Below are 16779 nucleotides of genomic sequence, written 5' to 3'. Positions count from 1 at the left end.
TCTATCTGTCGTTATGCTTTTGGTGTTCCTTTCAGTTTGTAAAACAATTGTCTCAATTTTCCATAAATATAGGCGTTAGTCCGCACATAATAGAACGAAATAAAGCAAACCACGATCAAAAACAACACGGCTCCAAAAACAGCTTGCCATGGCGATAAGGTTTTACCAATCAATTGACTTAAGCCAACACCCGTAAAACTACCATAAATGATAATAAAATGGATGACATATATCGATAGAGTTTTCTGGCCAATCTTTAGTAATAATGGCGGCTTTAGGAAACGCTCTAAGCCATAGAAAAAAGCAAAATATAGCAACACATCTCCTAAACGCGAAAACAAATAGTTATAGTTAGACGCGTCTAAAAACAATTCAATACCTGTCCATTTGGTAAGATAGAAAAGCGCATGAGATGACCACTCAATTAAGAGGTAACCTACAAGAATAAACAGAGCAACCATCACAGCTTTAAAGTGGCGTTTCTCTAAATGTCTATAAAACGCTGTAGCAATACAGGCGCCAAACGCCATATAACCAAACCAAGGAATAATGGTAAATACAGAGCCGTTGGCTTTGGACACATAGTTTGCAAAAATAAGCGGCACGTTTTCTAAAGTGAGTGCTCTGTACAATGGCTCACAAACAAAAATCGTAAAACCTATGGCAAAGCTCATCATAGCGAATAGTCTTGCATTTTTAAAGCAGATATAATACAAGCCCACAATACACATTAAAGACAAACCGATAATTTGTAGCACGTCGATAACTAAAAAGTAGGTGTTGCCAAAATGTCCAGATAACCAACTTAAAAAGGGCATACGTAGCAAATACCCAATGCCAATAAGCATGAGTCCACGGTTAAGGCCTTTGCGCATACGCTGTTTTTCTGTGCCTTTTTCTTTGGCTTTAAGTAAAAGATAGGTAAATATTAAACCCGAAATGGTAAAAAATGTAGGTGCTGTAATCCCTCTAAAATAAGACCAGATTCTGTAGGCCACATGAGACATGTCACGATGCTCAGGAGCAAGCAAGCTGTCTATAAAATGCCCTTGTAGCATCATTAAAATGGCAAATGCACGGACGGCATCTATAAAATAAAGACGTTGATTGGTACTCAAAGTAATGATGTTGGTAACGTAAATATAGGATTTTGGGAATTAATAGGGTTTAGAGTTACGCTTATCGGTCTAGTATAAGAAAAGTAACAGAGCAAACGCTGCCATTTTCAAGCTAAAACAAAGATAGCAGAAAAGAACTAAACCTTTCGTTCAGCTTTTAACTGCTATTTTTTATATACCTAGTTGTAGGCAGTATTTATTTTTTTAAAAGTTTATAAAAGAATCTTAACACAAAAAATATGAATGCAAAAACTAGAATTGTCCAAACTATTAATAAAGGTTCAAAACTGTACATTTCTTTAAAATTATCATTCATAGTTAATCATTTATTTCATTTCGTTTGCGTTTTGTTTTGATATTGTAGCCAAGAGTCTCGACTATGCTTTGTGCGTATGAATTAAATAAAATCTATCGGAAATATCATGCCTAATGTAATAAATGATAAAATAGTGTTATAAGTGTAGACTAGTTGTAAATTATAGCAAAGGCACGGACGGCATCAATAAAATAAAGACATTAATTGGTACTCAAAGTAATAACGTTGGTTACGTAAATATAGGATTTAAGTAATAAATAAGAATCTTTTGGAGTGACACTTATCAGCTCGTTATGTGCAGTTTCGTTTTGGATTTTAAATATAGCGAATTTATTTGCTTGTATTCAAAATATAGGTTAAGCGTAACCGAATTGCGTATAGGATAAGTTGGTGGAAGTTTTCCTACGATGGGCAACAGTAGATGTTTTTAGACTTTCTATGCATAAAATTATTCTTTTCTAATTTTTATCAGTATTAATAAATTATTCTTTATTATTTAAATGAGTTTTTATAAAGCGTAAGAAGCTAATTTATATTGAATAAAGTAGACAAAAATACACATCTACTTTACGTTTATGTAGCCGAACCTAGCGTTTGTTCCTTTGTTATTTGAATTTGCTTGTAAGGTTAATAACTTTATAAAATTATAACGGTTTGGTCTATTGCTATTAAATAATGAAAAGTCTCTTTCTAATATCGGTTTTAATTTTCCTTGCAACTTGTTGTACAAACAACCATAGGATGGTTCAAGATATAGGAACTCCCAATTTGACCCATTTTGTTCAATCACAAATTGACTATCTAGACAAAGAACATAAGATACTTTTTCTTAGAGAAAGAGTGTTGGTGGAACAGCTAGATAGTTTGAAATCGGCCCTTGAAAGAATATCTCAATATGATATTGACTCTTCTGAAATTGCAAACTTTAAAAAGTCATTTTATCAATGCAAGGAACTCACAAGAAAAACATGGAGTAACCAAAGCTATACTTTAACGATATCATCCTTTAATACTAATGAAAAAAATAACGACATTGAACTTGTAAAGATTACGATTTGTTCAAAAAGCAAAACAATAGAACTCTTCACAAAGTCAAACGACCCTCTGGAATATTTAAAAATCAATGAAAAACAATACCACCCCATTTACGAAAGTAGGGCTATTGGCGTAGAAAAGGCCATTAAAACCTTTAAACTATTAGAAAAAAATGGTTGTAGATGAAGAAATAATAAAACAAAAATGAAAAGTATTTTGAATGGTATTGCGCTGCAACCTAATGCTCCAATATTTTTAATACTTGGTTTTTGGTATAGAGCATACCTGCATCTTGGATATTGCCTAGAATAGCAACCCTGACCCAAAATCTCTTGCCGTGAACATCCATTATTTTCATTTCATGTAGCTGTATTTCTCACACCAATAACCTTACTCATAGTCATCACTAAATTCAAGGCGCTTAGCAAAGCAAGTCAATTCACCTATTTTATTTCCTTGGTAGTACTTTTACTGCTATGCTTCACCAATGGGTTTGATATTTATAATTTGATTTTAGATTAAAAATGCGGCTAACGTAAGCTTCCTTCTAGATTAATATAAAAAGCTTTTTTTGACTTATAGGACAGATGGGTAAAGAAAACTGCTGCTAATCAACTCTATAATTAAAATGTAAGTTTTCAGCAACATTTAGGGCCGTTTCAATATCATTTGCCAGTTCTTCAACTACGTTCACACTATTTAATTTACCAGAAGAAAAGGCAAACAATCCATAGGGGTTTTCAACTGCAAAGTACATTTGTTGGTTATGGAACGATAGTGCAATATCACGATTAAATTTTTCCTTTAGCGCCACAATATGTTCCATAAGCGCTGTAGATAATACATATCTTGCTTCTACTTGGTCTGTACTATATACCATAAACTCTTTGATGAATCTAGGGTCTTCCAACACAACTTTTTGCTCCTCGTTAAATTTAAAACTTGCCAACCGATTTAATTTAGTGCTATAGCTCTTGGTAAGAACTACCGTATGTCCATTTAATCTTTTAGGATAATGTAACCAACTAAACATACCTCTAAAAGTAAAATGGACATTGTCTGCAGTTTTGTTCGACACTATATTTTTCAACACATATTGATAGAGTATAGCTAATATGTTCAAATAGGGAATGCCCATAAAAAAGCGGATGATCTTATTACCCGCATGCTGTTCTATAATACCTACATCGTAAATGTTTAGCTTAGTATTACTGGTACTACTTTTTATTTGTCCATAACTGTACATTCTGGTTTCTGTATTAACCCAAGCAAAAAGCTTACTATTCTCGATCTCTTTTTTTGGAACAGCTGTGCTTTGTGTGAATTCTACTTTTGGAAATAGAAGCTTGACCATCTTTGCTATGGTTTCTGTTTCTTTTATTTTAAACTTTCTGAAAGAATTTGTAAAAAAATAAATTGCAGGGTACAATAGAACTACTAAGCCTACAAAAGGATATATATTGGCATACCGATGTTGTGCAAGGGAATTAAATTGTCTGAAGAATGAAAATAAAGTAAACTCGGTATCTGAAAAATATCCTGCTAGCATATTTAGAAACATTGCTACAAAAAACAACCCTGTAAGAAACCATATTATCTTTTGAAACAATTGGGCGTGTCTCCTTTTTTTGTATATGCTATCTAGCTCATCGCTTATGCTTTCAAATGTCTGCTGTACTAAGATGTTCTTCATTACTTCTAGTGGCAATCAATAATATGTTATGGACTTATTGCGCTTTCAATGACTTGTTTCATACCAAGGGATTTTATTTTACCAGCATTCTCTATATGCCTAATATTTGATTTACATCCACTTCTTTTTGTTCGGCTTTTGGAATTTCTAGGAGGGTGTCTGCTGTATCCCTTCTTATATTGGCCACAATACTTGCAGGAAACATTTGTATTTTGTTATTGTAGCTTGTAACGCTTGCATTGTACGCTCTACGTGCGGCAGAAATTTGGTCCTCAATATCAGAGAGTTCATATTGAAGATTAATAAATTGGGTGTCTGCCTTTAAATCTGGGTAGTTTTCTACATTGATGTTTAGTCCGCTCATCACTTTGGTTAGCTCATTAGAAGCTTCAATTTTTTCTTTGGGTACTATAGCTTTTTCAATTTTACTTCTCAGTTCGGTCACTTTTAACAGCGTCTGCTTTTCATGAGCGATGTACTTATTAAGTGTTGCCACCAAATTTGGAATTAGATCGAAACGCTTTTTTAAATAAATTTCAATACTTCCAAAGGTTTGTGCCACTCTGTTTTTGTGAGCAATAATTTGGTTGTTAATTATAATCCCCACAACAATGAGAAATCCTAAAATTGATATACTTATTATTAATATCATGGTTTCACTTTTTTTTAATGGTATAGCAATTACGCCATACATCTAATAGTTTATGTCATTTATGAGCCTACTTGCTATAATGTGTCATTTGCGCTCCAAAATCAGTAACAAACATATCATCCAAATCGTCTGCCTTTGTTGCCAATTGAGCAATACCATCTAAGATTTCATTTTCATTTTCTGAATATAGATCGCTGATATGTACACGATAAGAAAGGTAGATCTGGTTATCTGAAATAGACAGTCTATGATCCCCTGTATCTGTTGTTAAAATATACTCATACAATTCTGCCAGGTTTTTACGTGGTAATTTGTTTAAAGGCGATGTGGCAAACACATAATTGTTGTCATAAATGAACATTCTAATTTCTGCACTGCCTTGATGGAAAAACCAACGTTCTCGCCCTGAGCGTGCCAACACAGGGTTTAAATCTAACTTGGTGATGGCCTGTTCTACTTTTAAGGATAGTTCAGATAATGGACTTTCATCAAATAGCCTTTCATCAATATTATTACCACAGTTTGGGCAATATGAGGTTTTTTCTTCTATCAAACCAGAGCAACTACCACAGCCCAATGTGAACCCGTTGCTTAGCTCCTCCACAATCTCTAATTCTTCGGCTAAAGTAGCTTTAGGTATGGCAAATCCCATGTTATCGGCATCAGAGAATTTTGAGGTTACTATACCAATTAATTCCCCTTTTTCATTAATTATTGGTCCGCCACTATTACCTGGATTGATGGCGGCATCAGTTTGAATAAAGTTGTTGCCATCTATAATTTGTTTGGGGTTTGATACAATACCTTCAGTTATGGTAAACGGCATGCCAAAGGGATAACCTAAAACCATCACTTTATCTCGAGAGGATGTTTCATTCTCATGGTTTGTTACGACAGACTCAGTAGGTTTTGGTAGATTTTTGGCTTTTAAAAATGCAATATCTTTTCCAGGATTGATATAAATAACAGTAGCATGGTACCTGTTTTTGTTTTGGTCTTCTACGCTAACTTCCAAACAACCTGAAATTACATGAAAATTTGTAACAATAACATCATCTTGTAGGCTGTAAAACCCTGTCCCAGAGCCATAAGCGGTATTGATTCTATATACTGAACTTTCTATATTTTTGAACGTACTCATTGTTAATTCGTTTTAAAGTTTGCCATCATTTTCTGCATCATGGCCATGGATTGTTGCATTTGCTCTCCCATAATTTTTGATAAATCCATACCAAAATCATTATTCATGAAATCATCTTCCATAATGGCTTGCATGCCGCCTAATAGGATAGGAGCAGACTGGTTCCAGTCTAAGCCATTGGCTTGCGCCAAAGCATCTGTAATGGGTTTGCTGATGCTTTCGTCTACCAGATTGTAGTAAAAGAGGCCATAAAAACAGGATTGTATCAGGTTGGCGGCATCTTCAAAATTTGAGTTTGCAATCATGTCTTGCGCATCTGCATAGCTGTCTTCCCAGTTTTCTCGAATATTTTCTTTTTTACCACTGTATTTATGAGGTATAAAGGTTTCTACTAAATATAAATCTTCAGCAAACTTGTCTTCGGTATAGTTCTTCAGCTTTTCTAAATTGGCTTTTCCTTGAAGCAGTTTATCATGAAACGCCATGTCTCTATCAAAAATGCCATCAACAGCTTCTTCAATTATAGTGCGTAGGTACCCTTGCGGTTCTGCATAAAATTCCAATCGTTTTAAGGTAATGTTTAAGGTATACCATGCGTTGTTGCCATGGCGTATGGACATGTAATGGTCAAAACGCTGTAGGCCTTCATCCAATATTTTTTGAAAATTGGCATAGGCTTCTGCTTTTAAGCCGTCAGAAAAGGGTGTTATTTTTGGTTCTTGCAGATGGGAGGCATCAAACTTTTCTATAAATTCATCATCATAACTATCTGCGTAATAACAAATTTCACGAAGTACGCTATATATTTTATAAGGTTCGCATAAATTTAATGCACAGGAAAATGAGAAGTATACCAAATCGTTTTCTAAAGATACATTAGTTAAATTAAGAGGATGCATCCGCAGTTCTGCCAAACGGCGCATTAACGGTACTTTTTTGGCATTGGCAATGTTTAAAAATGGGCATTTTACATGCAATGCCTCACCAGTTTGCGTGATGGTTACCACTACAGAACCATGTGCGATTTCATAAGTGTTGCCAGCCTTTTTGTTTTGTAAATGACTGCTAACATAATCTAATATGGTAGGTAATACGTTATCGTACTGCTTGCTATTAAATAGATTTACGGCTTCATCCCATTTTTCATCTTGACGGGTAGATGCTTTTTTAGGATGTATTGGTGGTAAATAGGTGTTGTTCTTATTCATTATTTATTTATTTTTGGTATTAAACCCTAATTCTATTTATACTCCGTTAACTTTGATGTAATGGTTGATAAAAACTCTTTTTGCGCTTTGGTTATTGGAGCAGATTGATACCAACTCATAATATCTTGAAAATCCCAAGTTTCAACCTGGCCATTAAGCTTGTTCTTTAGTTTTTGTTCTACGACTTTGTATTCTTGGTCTAGCATATACAAAGCCATACATTCTAAGTAAAGCGATAAAACTTCTGTTTCTTTTTCAATTTCTATTTTCTCATACTTACTTCTTGGTGTTAAAATCACTTTTAATTTTTTTATGATTTCCAGTACTTTTTCATAGTTGCAATCTAAAAGCATATACTCCGCATATTGCAAATAGACATCCTGCTCACTTGTTTTTAGCTCTATAGCTTTTTCAAAATATGTATAGGTTTCTTCTCTAGGTCTATCCAGATCTATATTAACATAAGCTCTACACGCGTAGGCATAACTTCTATCTGGATAAAGGCTTATTTGTTTATCAAAATCTGCAATAGCCAGATCGTATTTTTTTAGACCACGATAATAAAAGCCTCTATCGTTATGAGCATGTTTATTATTGGGATCTAACGCTATGACCCTATTTAACAGTTCTAATTTTTGGTCAATATCACGTAAGCTAAGCGCTTCCTGTCTTAATTGTTCAGCTTTAAATACATTCAAATTCACCTTTTCAAAAGCATCCAATTGTGGAGTTTTGCTTTTTCCTATCGAAATTACTTCATTACAATAACCAGCAGTTCCACTATTGTAAGTTGCATTTATATAGATAGTACCATTATCCAGTATAGTGTCATCGTCCAATGAACTATGTATTAAATTTTCGTCTATTGTGATACATTCCTGTACTTCGCTGGTATTGAAACGCACAATATGCCTTCCGCCAATGGCATACATATGGTTTTTTCCAACCAAAATGTTTGTATCGCCCCCGCCCCAAAAACCCAGACCATTTAGATCTATAAATGATGTTATTTTTTGAGTATCTAGATCTATGCAATAGATACCCTCTTTCTCATTTAAGCATTCTGAGAAAATGACCAGTAGATTTCCTTTAAGGGATGGGTACGAGTATCGTATGGTCTGCTCCTGTATGTCTTCTATCTCATCATATAGATTGATGTCTAACATCACCTTGCCCGTTTGGGTGTGTATGCCCAAAACATGCCCAGATGCAGTATGGAAATATATGGTATCATTATAGCAGATGCTGTAATATTCGGCTTCTTCATCCATTTCTATGAATGTTGGCAATTCAAAATGCACAGAGTTTCCATCGATACCAATCCCCTCCAAATATTCCTTTTTTCTTTTTTTGGTGAATACCCAAAACTTGTTGTCATGAAAAATAGGTTCTTGCTCGGTTCTACCTTCTTGTGTTTTTCCAAAGTACATCAGCTTATGAACCAGCTTTTGTTGGGACAGATCAAAAACATTAATATGTGCCCTGTTGAAGAGATACAAGAAATCGCCTACCAGAACGGGTGAGGTTAGGTTGGAATTAGAACCACCAGGAAATGCAATGCGTTTTATTAGTTTTCCTGTTTTTATTTCTAGTAAGTAAACCGCTAAACTGTCAAAACCTTCAGTGGGTACACAAATAAGGTCTTTATAAACTATGGGTGGTCTGTTATGCCAATATTCTCCTTCATAACGCCATACCACTTCTTTTGTGTGCGTGTCAAATAGTGCCACGCCTCCATAATCTCCGCTTAAGACTATGGTATCTTTGGCCACTGGTGTCATATATTTAAACTTGAAGGGTAGCTTTTCTAACCACATTACCTCTAATACCTCGGCATCTGAGTTATAGGCAGATGTTCTGTGGTAGTCGCTTCTATGATGCTGACTAATGGGTAAACTTGCGTCTATGGTAGGAACAGCTACCTTAGATTCTGGTAATGTATTATGCTGTACTTTAACTTCTTTTTTGGTTTTCGTCCTTGGACCATCTGTTGCCTTGGATTTGACTTCTTTTTGATAGTCCCTTATTCTTTTTGGGGTAAAGCTCACTATCCAATTAAAAAGAGCCTTATCGCTGTTTAAATGTCTGTTCTTTTTAAGTTGTCCCAGAGCATGGGTATGGTTATGGTTATACATGTGCTTAGCAACTAACTTTGCCTTGTTTAGCATTAGAAGTTTAATCACTTCCGGATTTGTGTTGTAGCCAGCTGCTAATGTAAGTGCAGAGAAAATTTCACCATCTGACATAGACCAGCCAGTTTTGTTGACCTTATAGAGTTTTGATGTAATAAGATAGTCATGGATTTCGATATTTGGATTGTACTTAGATGCCAGCATGAGCCCGTTGTATTCAAAAAAGCCATTGTGCTTTAGTTGTTCATTGTTATCCCTCTTTTGGTTGTCTTTTAAAACGTTTGGGTTATCTCCATGCGCAATAAGTCTTTGAAGTACTTTTGGGTTACTATTATACATGCATGCATGTATAAAAGTGCTAGGCGCATGTTCTTTTTCATGGTCTGCTTCTGTCCATTCAATGCCATTAAGATCATAGTAAAAAATACCTTTATATTTAATACAAACATCTATGGCATCTGGATTAGGGTTGTACCCCGAAACCATTAGGAAAGGGGTTGTAAGTCCCCAAAATTGGTTTGGGTCTAATCCGTCTTTGAAGAGTTTTTCAATCTCTGATGGGCTCCCATTCTTTAAAATCTCTATTTGTGTTTTCATTTCACTCTAATTACTTTTTTAATATTTGTGATAACTCATAGATGAATACTTGTTGCGTTTATGTTGTACACGAGAATTACCACATGGTATGTTTACGTTGATAACACCTTCTTTTGGGTCTCTGTAACTACCTACTCGAAATGTGCTCTTTTCAATAATTTGATTGCATTGAATACATGAAGCTCGTCCTATGGGTGCTTTGTCGATGTGTGGAAACTTGGTAGGTTTTACTTTTCCACTTTTCAATGCAGCATCCATCGTTTCGTTCAGTTCGGTAAGGTTATCAATTTTACCTTTGTATCTATTTAAAACTTCTTTGAGTTCAATAGGAAGCTTGGCTGCCGCACAATGGATATGATACCAATGTGTGGCTGGTTCGTCACTAAATTCATTTTCTACCTCGAGACCAAAACGTAGCTCGTCTTTGCTAATGGTCTTTTTACAAGTACGGCATTTGGCTCGTCCTGATTTTGCTTCTTCTATTGTATTCATAATGGCATTATTTTTATTTTGAATTTAGATTCTTCATTGTTTTAAATAATGGAATGTAACTTATAATACTTAGTTGTTATGGTGAAACTTTCAATCCATCTCAACAAGCATTTTTTTATAGAGTTCGATATCATCGTTATCGGTTAAACAGTCTAAATTGTTCCTAACGTATTCCAAGTATCGGTTTTTCTTAGTACTATTTTTTAACTTACTGTATCCATAGGCTAGAAAAAATGCATCTACTACGATTTCATTGTCTACATTGTTGTTAATGTCGGTATGCTTTTCTATATAGTCTATACCTGCTTTATAGTTGCCACATTTTATATCAAATAATGCTTTTATTGGTTTTAAATATCTAAGACCTTTTCCTAATTCGATACCTTGATTTAGTAATTTTAATCCCTCTTCATTTTTGTCTAAATAGTTACAAACCACTCCCATATTGGCAAAATATGCAAAGTGATGATTGGTATTATCTTTTGTCAAACTGTTTGCGATTTGATACATTTTGTAAGCCATTCTTTGATCTTCAACACTATACTTAACATTGCTACTCCTAGTTTTGTAGGCAACACCTAAATCAATGTAGACGGCGTAATGATAGTAATCCCGACTGGAAAATGTCAATGCTCTTTGTAAATAGGTTATGGCTTTGTTTGGGTCGGTCTCCTGAACGTTCACACCCATGTTGTGTAGGTTTGGAAATGAAGGGAGCGTAAATCTGGAGGATGCTTTATCTTGGCTTTTTAGTACGGTAAATTGCAGGTCTTTTGAAAAAGGACGGTATCCGTATTGGTTTTTGGTACATCTTGCAATGACTACCAGGGCTTTTTCGGATAGAATGTCTTCATGGGTTTTGTATTGGTCATTGTTATCGTCATATACTGCCAATACTTGATAATTAACGGCAATGGGGAGTCCTTCTTCATCTAATACATGGTGGATTTGGTTTTTTTCATCGGTATATACGGTGTATTGCGCATTTTGATTGTGTATGGTGTATATTCTGGATATTTCTTTGAGACGCATTACCCCGGAAAAATCGATGTTTCTCAATATTTCCTTATGAGGAGAATTCATGCGCAGCGAAGACATAAAATAGCGGTCAAATTCGTAGTCGTTTTGCTTTAATACATGCAATATGTAGTTGTAGGCTTGCTCGTTACTGTAATTTCCTATGGATAGGACTGAATATTCGGGGTATTTTTTGGTGTGGTTTTTTGCTTTTTTCCTGTCTGTAGAGGCAATGGTGACTTTCCTGATATTATTGAAATCCGTTTTATACTTTATGGTACCGTTATCCATTAATTCAACCACTCTTAAGCCATTAACTTCTCGCTTTTCTTTGTTTTCTATGATAGTATGGATGTTGTATTTTCTATCTGTTAGTGCTATAATCCCTTTGCCTTCCCCATCTTTCAACAGGCATAGTCCTTGCGTAACTTTTTTATGGATAAATGAAAAATGTGGATTTGATGGGTAAGTAGTTGGTTTTTTCTCGTCAGGGATAAACTCAAAATCTTCTTCAACTGGATTTAGGATATACTCCCAGCCTTCATCCCATTCAAAGGGGCCCACGAGATAGGTAAAGGTATTGGCTTTTAGTGTTTCCCAGGAGATATTTTTTAGGGCAAAATAATATCCATCTTCTTCATCGAAACACCCAAAGCATTCTAGTTTTGGATACCATACCAACAGGCCGTTCTTAGTCATAAGGTTGACATATTCTATTTCGTAACAGCCGGTTATTTCGGGGGATTCCAAGCCGATTATATCCTCTAGGTGGGAGGTGTGTATTAACGTGCTTTCAACTTTATGTTGCTCAATGGGAAGCAGCGTTTTTTTGGTCAACTCTGAATAATAGGTGTTGGCCAATTGATGGATGTCCAAGATAAACGCTTGAGATACGTCTGTTAAAAAATTCTGAGGTAGTTTTATCATTTTTTTACTTTATAGGTATTAAAGTACTTATGGAGAATACATCAAGAAATAGATAATTCATTTTCTACCTCGAGACCAAAACGTAGCACGTCTTTGCTAATGTCCTTTTTACAAGTGCGGCATTTGGCTCGTCCTGATTTTGCTTCTTCTATTGTATTCATAATGGCATTATTTTTATTTTATATTCTTTTAGGTTTAAAATCTCTAATTGTGCTCCCATTTTACTCTAATTATTTTTATATTGTGTGTGTTAGATTTTACAAGTGACTAGCTCGTATTCTTTCTTTTCGTTTTTGCCAAAAATATATAGGGTGTCGTCATTTAATTTTACGTCTGTTATTTCATAGAATCTCACTTTGTACAGGTCTTCGCTCTGAATATTTCCATTGGCATCAATTACTGAAATTTTTAGCCCATCTTTTCTTCTTTGTACGCCTACTATGTTTTCTTTTATGGGAAGTAGTTTGTCATAGAATTCGTCTTTGATGACTGAAATGTTTTGGGTTTTTAAATGGTAGGTGAAAAGTTTTGAATTGTTTTCTTTTCCTGCGGATTGAACTATAAGGCTGAAATAGATGATTCCATTCAATTCAATCATACCAGAGCTATGCGCGCTCGAAACTACATAGTTGCCAAAGCTGTTTTTTATTACTCCGTTAACAATGTCAATTTCCTGATAGGATAGCTTTTTTGCTTTTAGGTCTAAATCGCAAAAAATGGTTTTGCCTGTGTATTGGTTTTTATCGTTTTTATCCGGGCCATAATTGAGTCTCGGGCCAATGGCATGCGATTCGCAGGTTGAAATTGAATAATAATGACTGTCTTTAAATATACCGCCTTTAACGTAACTGTTGTCTGAGGCAAAGGCTATTTCTATAGGGGCTTCTATTGAATTTCCAGTAGAAACGTCATATTGTTCTAGAAAGAACTTTTTGGATTTGCTTTGTAGCTGAGTGTATATTACATCGTCTTGAATCAATAGGTCACAATACGTTCCTGTAATGTAATTACTGACTTTTTCATACTTGGTTTTTATTATCATTTCCTTCTTTCCAGAATCCATATTGACTGCCCAAACTTGATTTTTGTGACTCGCGTAGATTCGATTTTTATATACCACAGGCTTTGTTCTGTAGTTATACATTTGGGTGCCATATAGTTTCCAGATGAGTTTGCCTGTGTTTATATCCAGGAGATAGAGGTATCCTTTGTATGTTCCTGTAGTTTGTATTAATACGGTTGCCTTATCCAGTATGGTGATACAATCGCCTCCTTTAAAGTTTTCGAATTTCCAGAGTAGGTTGCCTGTCTTTCCATCAATGGACAAACAAGTCTTATTGGACAGGAGCACTATTTTTTCGTTACAAAAAGCCAGATCTCTGGGCTCTTTGTGTTTGTCATCAAAGTATTGATTAACGGTTATTGTATTGTCGATTGTTATTTTCATCTACGCTAGAGTTTATATATGAGTTCTCAGTTTTTGATGGGCTACCTATCTTTAAACTCTCTAATCGTGCTCCCATTTTACTCTAATTGTTCTAATACTTACTTAAGAAATTACTTGATACGCTTCATCTAAACCCCAGAATTGAAAACCTGTAAGGTCTGCTTCTTCTATGGCACGTTTTAAATTTTCATGAACTACAATTATTCCGGTCGATCGCTTACCTAAAAGGAAAAGTTGTTTTCCTATGGGTATCTTGCTTTCGTCTAGTACGATTTCTTCGGCACTATCAATCGAATCAAAATCTTCATCGTAATCAACATCAGATTTTTCCAAATCAACACAATCAACTTTATCTAAGATTTTTACAATCTTGTAATCGTTCAATTCAAAATCATTCCCTTGTATTTCCACTTCATACATTTCTATGTCATTAGAAGCTAGTTCTAATAGCAAATCTTGAGCTTTTGGAGATATTAAAAACAAGAGTCCTGCACTTATTACAGACGTAGCAATCATATCTGTAGATGTCCTATTTTTAATCAGTGAGTCTGATTCATCTAATATTAATTTATATGGACTATTCATGTCTGCATGAATGGTTCCATCATCAAATATTTTACCTACTTCCTTTTGTGCATTATCATAAAGACTACCTTTTAGCAAGTAGTGTTTTTTTTCGTCTATTATATTGATTTCTAATAAATTATACATTTTTTTGTTATATTGATTTTGAGTTCAGTACTTTGTGTCTCTCTTTAATTTTTCGAATACATAGAGTTACCTCTCGCCATTTTCTCTTTAGAATGCGTCTAATCCTTTTGAACATTTAAGAGTTCCATTTTCATCTGTTGCGAATTTGAAACTAAAAACATTACCCTCTAATCTAGTACCGTAGTAACTGGTCTTGTTGTCTGTTTTGTCTGCCAATAAGGTAAAACGGTGTGTGATTGTATTGGGGTTTTTTTCAATGTTCAAGTCATAACTGTTTATTCTGAAATTTGTAAACTCGTTGGTCTCTTTTTCGATCATTGCAATTGCCTGATCATAATATGAGGGAATTGCTTCTATGGTAAACTCGCTTAGTGCCTTCATTTTTACTTCTGGCTCTGTACTATCGGTAGGCTCGGGCTTTAAAAGCTGTGCTGTAGACATCGAATAAAACCACATACCATCTTTATTATTTTCTGTAAAGAATATCGTAATCTGGTCTATGTCACTTGAAGTCCTACCCTTCATTGAAATACTTAGTGTGTGTGCCTTTTTGTCAAGTCCAAATTCTTTTTCTATTAAAGATTTAAGTCCTACAATACCCTCATTAGTCTCTAAAGCAATTTTAGAAGCGGTGTTTTCGCCACAACTCATCAGTAAAGTGAATATGAAAAGATGGATGATCTTGATGGTTATTTTTTTCATCGCTCTAGTTTATTTGTTTAAGTTCGTTGCTGGAATTAACACTAAAAGAGAAATCGTCGTAAGTGATCTCAGTTTGTCTTCCCGTGCTTACCGAACCTACTCTGTATTGGATGGTAAAAGTGGATATTATAGCCCCATCTCTGTCTGAAGTAAATACCCAGTTGTTCAGATAATATGTTTTATTTTCGTCAAACAATTCTTTTTCCTTTAAGAGCGCTAGGGCTTCTTGGTATTTAACTGGAATAATAGATACATCTATATCACTAATTTTAAAAGGTGTTTTCTTCAGATAAGGTGCATCCACTTTCTTAATTGGGTCGTCAAATCCACCACTGGAAACATAGTATTCTTGCCAGAAAAAAGTATTTTTATGCTTGTAAATTCTGTTGATGTTTTTTAGCTCATCTTCCAATATACCCGCATAGAGTGTAAAGTCATAGACTTCAGCATCGCCATCGAAACTTTCGGATAGTATTTTTTCAATATTAGCCGTACTCGATGCATCTGATAGTTTGATTGAAGATCCGATGCCGGAGCATGAGACTAGTGCAACTGTAAGTATCATTAGGGTTAATCGTACTGTTTTCATATATTAATTTTAAAATTATTCATCAAATACATCTGTAACTTCTATTCCTGATTGGAGTTCCACGAGTTTTATAAATTCATTAAATCGATGCTTTGATTGAAATTTATCTGAATCCAATTGCCCTGTTTTTCTTGAGCCATTAACTTGATAATCATAGGCAAATAATTCGCTGCTGCGGTTTTCAGAATTAGGAATGGTTTTAAAGTGGGTAAAATCTTTCCACGGAATAGCTTTACCGGTAACAATTAAAGATTGATCGTTTACTTCTATAAACGCCTTATCGCTAGTAAGCTCTTTGTAATTTTTAAAGAGGGCATAAATGAAGTAAATGGTCCAAAGTGCGCAAATTATCATGATGATATTTGCAGTTTTTCCCGTACCCCATGTGGCCCTGATACCTCCATAATAGAAAATATAGGTGCCACCTATTACACATAAAAGGTTTAAAAATATGGACTTGATTCCTGGTTTGTATTTGAATTGTTCTTTCATTTGGTTTTGATTTATTATACTGGGTGTAAGTCACCTATCGGTTATTGTTGATTCTTCTTCTTCTTAAATAAGGTACTCAAGCCTACTTCTACAGTTTCGTCTTTACCGTTTATATTGGTTTTTACTACTTGTTCTACCTCTTGGTAAAAACCACCTCCATTGCCGTAAATGAGTCTAATGATAATTCTTCCTAAAAAACCAGCTTCTTTATTTAAAAAGGCTAGCCAGCCTGCCAATGTATCTTCAGAAAAATAGATATTGGTACGCTTTCCAGACTCTGATGTGTGGTCGTTAAAGGTTTCTACACTCACAACCGTTCTGTGGTAGGCGTTTTTAATGACCGTAACACTATCTCGCTTTGAGCCTCCCGCCATTTTACCCACCAAACTTGTGGCCTTTTTATTGGTCTTATACTTGTATGTATCACCCAGTTTATCTGTAAGAACCTTTTCTATATCTTCAATCTTTGGGTGGTCTGTAGCATTAAATGTTGTTACTTTCATGGTTTCT

General features: G+C 34.8%; 15 protein-coding genes. 1 reads left to right on the top strand and 14 read right to left on the bottom strand.

From position 1 onward, the window contains the following. Positions 1-11: 11 nt before the first annotated feature. Positions 12-1118 carry a heparan-alpha-glucosaminide N-acetyltransferase domain-containing protein gene (locus Q0770_RS11510; RefSeq protein ID WP_299117088.1) on the bottom strand — a complete coding sequence of 369 codons (1107 nt, stop codon included), beginning with the start codon at positions 1116-1118 and terminating at the stop codon, positions 12-14. Between the two features lie 1057 nt (positions 1119-2175). Between Q0770_RS11510 and Q0770_RS11505 the strand changes: the two genes are divergently transcribed. Then, positions 2176-2655, top strand: a complete 480-nt coding sequence (locus Q0770_RS11505) for a hypothetical protein (protein WP_299117086.1) — start codon at positions 2176-2178, stop codon at positions 2653-2655. 421 nt (positions 2656-3076) lie between these two features. On the opposite strand, the gene Q0770_RS11500 is transcribed toward Q0770_RS11505, so the two are convergent. The 13 genes from Q0770_RS11500 to Q0770_RS11440 all read right to left on the bottom strand — a co-directional run bounded on the left by Q0770_RS11500 (position 3077) and on the right by Q0770_RS11440 (position 16772). Further along, positions 3077-4162, bottom strand: coding sequence for a DUF3137 domain-containing protein (locus Q0770_RS11500; protein WP_299117084.1), 1086 nt, complete (start codon positions 4160-4162; stop codon positions 3077-3079). Between the two features lie 91 nt (positions 4163-4253). Then, positions 4254-4856 (bottom strand): LemA family protein, encoded by a 603-nt coding sequence (locus Q0770_RS11495; RefSeq protein ID WP_299117082.1) that lies wholly within the window; start codon positions 4854-4856, stop codon positions 4254-4256. Positions 4857-4881: 25 nt separating this feature from the next. Beyond that, complete coding sequence (locus tag Q0770_RS11490) at positions 4882-5955, bottom strand: trypsin-like peptidase domain-containing protein (RefSeq protein WP_299117080.1); 1074 nt, start codon at positions 5953-5955, stop codon at positions 4882-4884. Positions 5956-5957: 2 nt separating this feature from the next. Further along, positions 5958-7163, bottom strand: coding sequence for a hypothetical protein (locus tag Q0770_RS11485; protein ID WP_299117078.1), 1206 nt, complete (start codon positions 7161-7163; stop codon positions 5958-5960). Positions 7164-7195: 32 nt separating this feature from the next. Beyond that, the gene (locus Q0770_RS11480) at positions 7196-9892 is read right to left on the bottom strand and encodes a PQQ-binding-like beta-propeller repeat protein (protein WP_299117076.1); all 2697 of its coding nucleotides are present in this window, start codon (positions 9890-9892) and stop codon (positions 7196-7198) included. Positions 9893-9910: 18 nt separating this feature from the next. After that, positions 9911-10384, bottom strand: a complete 474-nt coding sequence (locus tag Q0770_RS11475) for a PARP-type zinc finger-containing protein (protein ID WP_299117074.1) — start codon at positions 10382-10384, stop codon at positions 9911-9913. Positions 10385-10474: 90 nt separating this feature from the next. After that, positions 10475-12100, bottom strand: coding sequence for a hypothetical protein (locus Q0770_RS11470; RefSeq protein ID WP_299117072.1), 1626 nt, complete (start codon positions 12098-12100; stop codon positions 10475-10477). A gap of 478 nt (positions 12101-12578) precedes the next feature. After that, on the bottom strand, positions 12579-13655 hold the full coding sequence (locus Q0770_RS11465; protein ID WP_299117070.1) for a PQQ-binding-like beta-propeller repeat protein: 1077 nt from the start codon (positions 13653-13655) through the stop codon (positions 12579-12581). Between the two features lie 222 nt (positions 13656-13877). Continuing rightward, positions 13878-14486, bottom strand: a complete 609-nt coding sequence (locus Q0770_RS11460; protein WP_299117069.1) for an imm11 family protein — start codon at positions 14484-14486, stop codon at positions 13878-13880. An 87-nt stretch (positions 14487-14573) separates the two neighbouring features. Then, complete coding sequence (locus tag Q0770_RS11455) at positions 14574-15137, bottom strand: hypothetical protein (protein WP_299117067.1); 564 nt, start codon at positions 15135-15137, stop codon at positions 14574-14576. Between the two features lie 55 nt (positions 15138-15192). After that, entirely contained in the window at positions 15193-15777 is a 585-nt protein-coding gene (locus Q0770_RS11450; protein WP_299117065.1) for a hypothetical protein, read from the bottom strand. Positions 15778-15792: 15 nt separating this feature from the next. Continuing rightward, positions 15793-16269: a hypothetical protein gene (locus tag Q0770_RS11445; protein WP_299117063.1), complete on the bottom strand. Its 477-nt coding sequence runs from the start codon at positions 16267-16269 to the stop codon at positions 15793-15795. 41 nt (positions 16270-16310) lie between these two features. Next, on the bottom strand, positions 16311-16772 hold the full coding sequence (locus Q0770_RS11440) for a hypothetical protein (RefSeq protein ID WP_299117061.1): 462 nt from the start codon (positions 16770-16772) through the stop codon (positions 16311-16313). Positions 16773-16779: the final 7 nt, after the last annotated feature.

It is taken from the genome of uncultured Winogradskyella sp. (assembly GCF_947501905.1).
In the GTDB taxonomy this organism is placed as follows: Bacteria; Bacteroidota; Bacteroidia; order Flavobacteriales; family Flavobacteriaceae; genus Winogradskyella.
The sequence above is the reverse complement of the archived record's forward strand: the minus strand, read 5'-3'. Positions and strand labels throughout refer to the sequence as shown.

Coding starts and splice junctions, on each gene's coding strand:
- Q0770_RS11505 (WP_299117086.1), top strand. CDS start 2,176: ATGGTTCAAGATATAGGAACTCCCAATTTGACCCATTTTGTTCAATCA.
- Q0770_RS11500 (WP_299117084.1), bottom strand. CDS start 4,162: ATGAAGAACATCTTAGTACAGCAGACATTTGAAAGCATAAGCGATGAG.
- Q0770_RS11495 (WP_299117082.1), bottom strand. CDS start 4,856: ATGTATGGCGTAATTGCTATACCATTAAAAAAAAGTGAAACCATGATA.
- Q0770_RS11490 (WP_299117080.1), bottom strand. CDS start 5,955: ATGAGTACGTTCAAAAATATAGAAAGTTCAGTATATAGAATCAATACC.
- Q0770_RS11485 (WP_299117078.1), bottom strand. CDS start 7,163: ATGAATAAGAACAACACCTATTTACCACCAATACATCCTAAAAAAGCA.
- Q0770_RS11480 (WP_299117076.1), bottom strand. CDS start 9,892: ATGAAAACACAAATAGAGATTTTAAAGAATGGGAGCCCATCAGAGATT.
- Q0770_RS11475 (WP_299117074.1), bottom strand. CDS start 10,384: ATGAATACAATAGAAGAAGCAAAATCAGGACGAGCCAAATGCCGTACT.
- Q0770_RS11470 (WP_299117072.1), bottom strand. CDS start 12,100: ATGACTAAGAACGGCCTGTTGGTATGGTATCCAAAACTAGAATGCTTT.
- Q0770_RS11460 (WP_299117069.1), bottom strand. CDS start 14,486: ATGTATAATTTATTAGAAATCAATATAATAGACGAAAAAAAACACTAC.
- Q0770_RS11455 (WP_299117067.1), bottom strand. CDS start 15,137: ATGAGTTGTGGCGAAAACACCGCTTCTAAAATTGCTTTAGAGACTAAT.
- Q0770_RS11450 (WP_299117065.1), bottom strand. CDS start 15,777: ATGAAAACAGTACGATTAACCCTAATGATACTTACAGTTGCACTAGTC.
- Q0770_RS11445 (WP_299117063.1), bottom strand. CDS start 16,269: ATGAAAGAACAATTCAAATACAAACCAGGAATCAAGTCCATATTTTTA.
- Q0770_RS11440 (WP_299117061.1), bottom strand. CDS start 16,772: ATGAAAGTAACAACATTTAATGCTACAGACCACCCAAAGATTGAAGAT.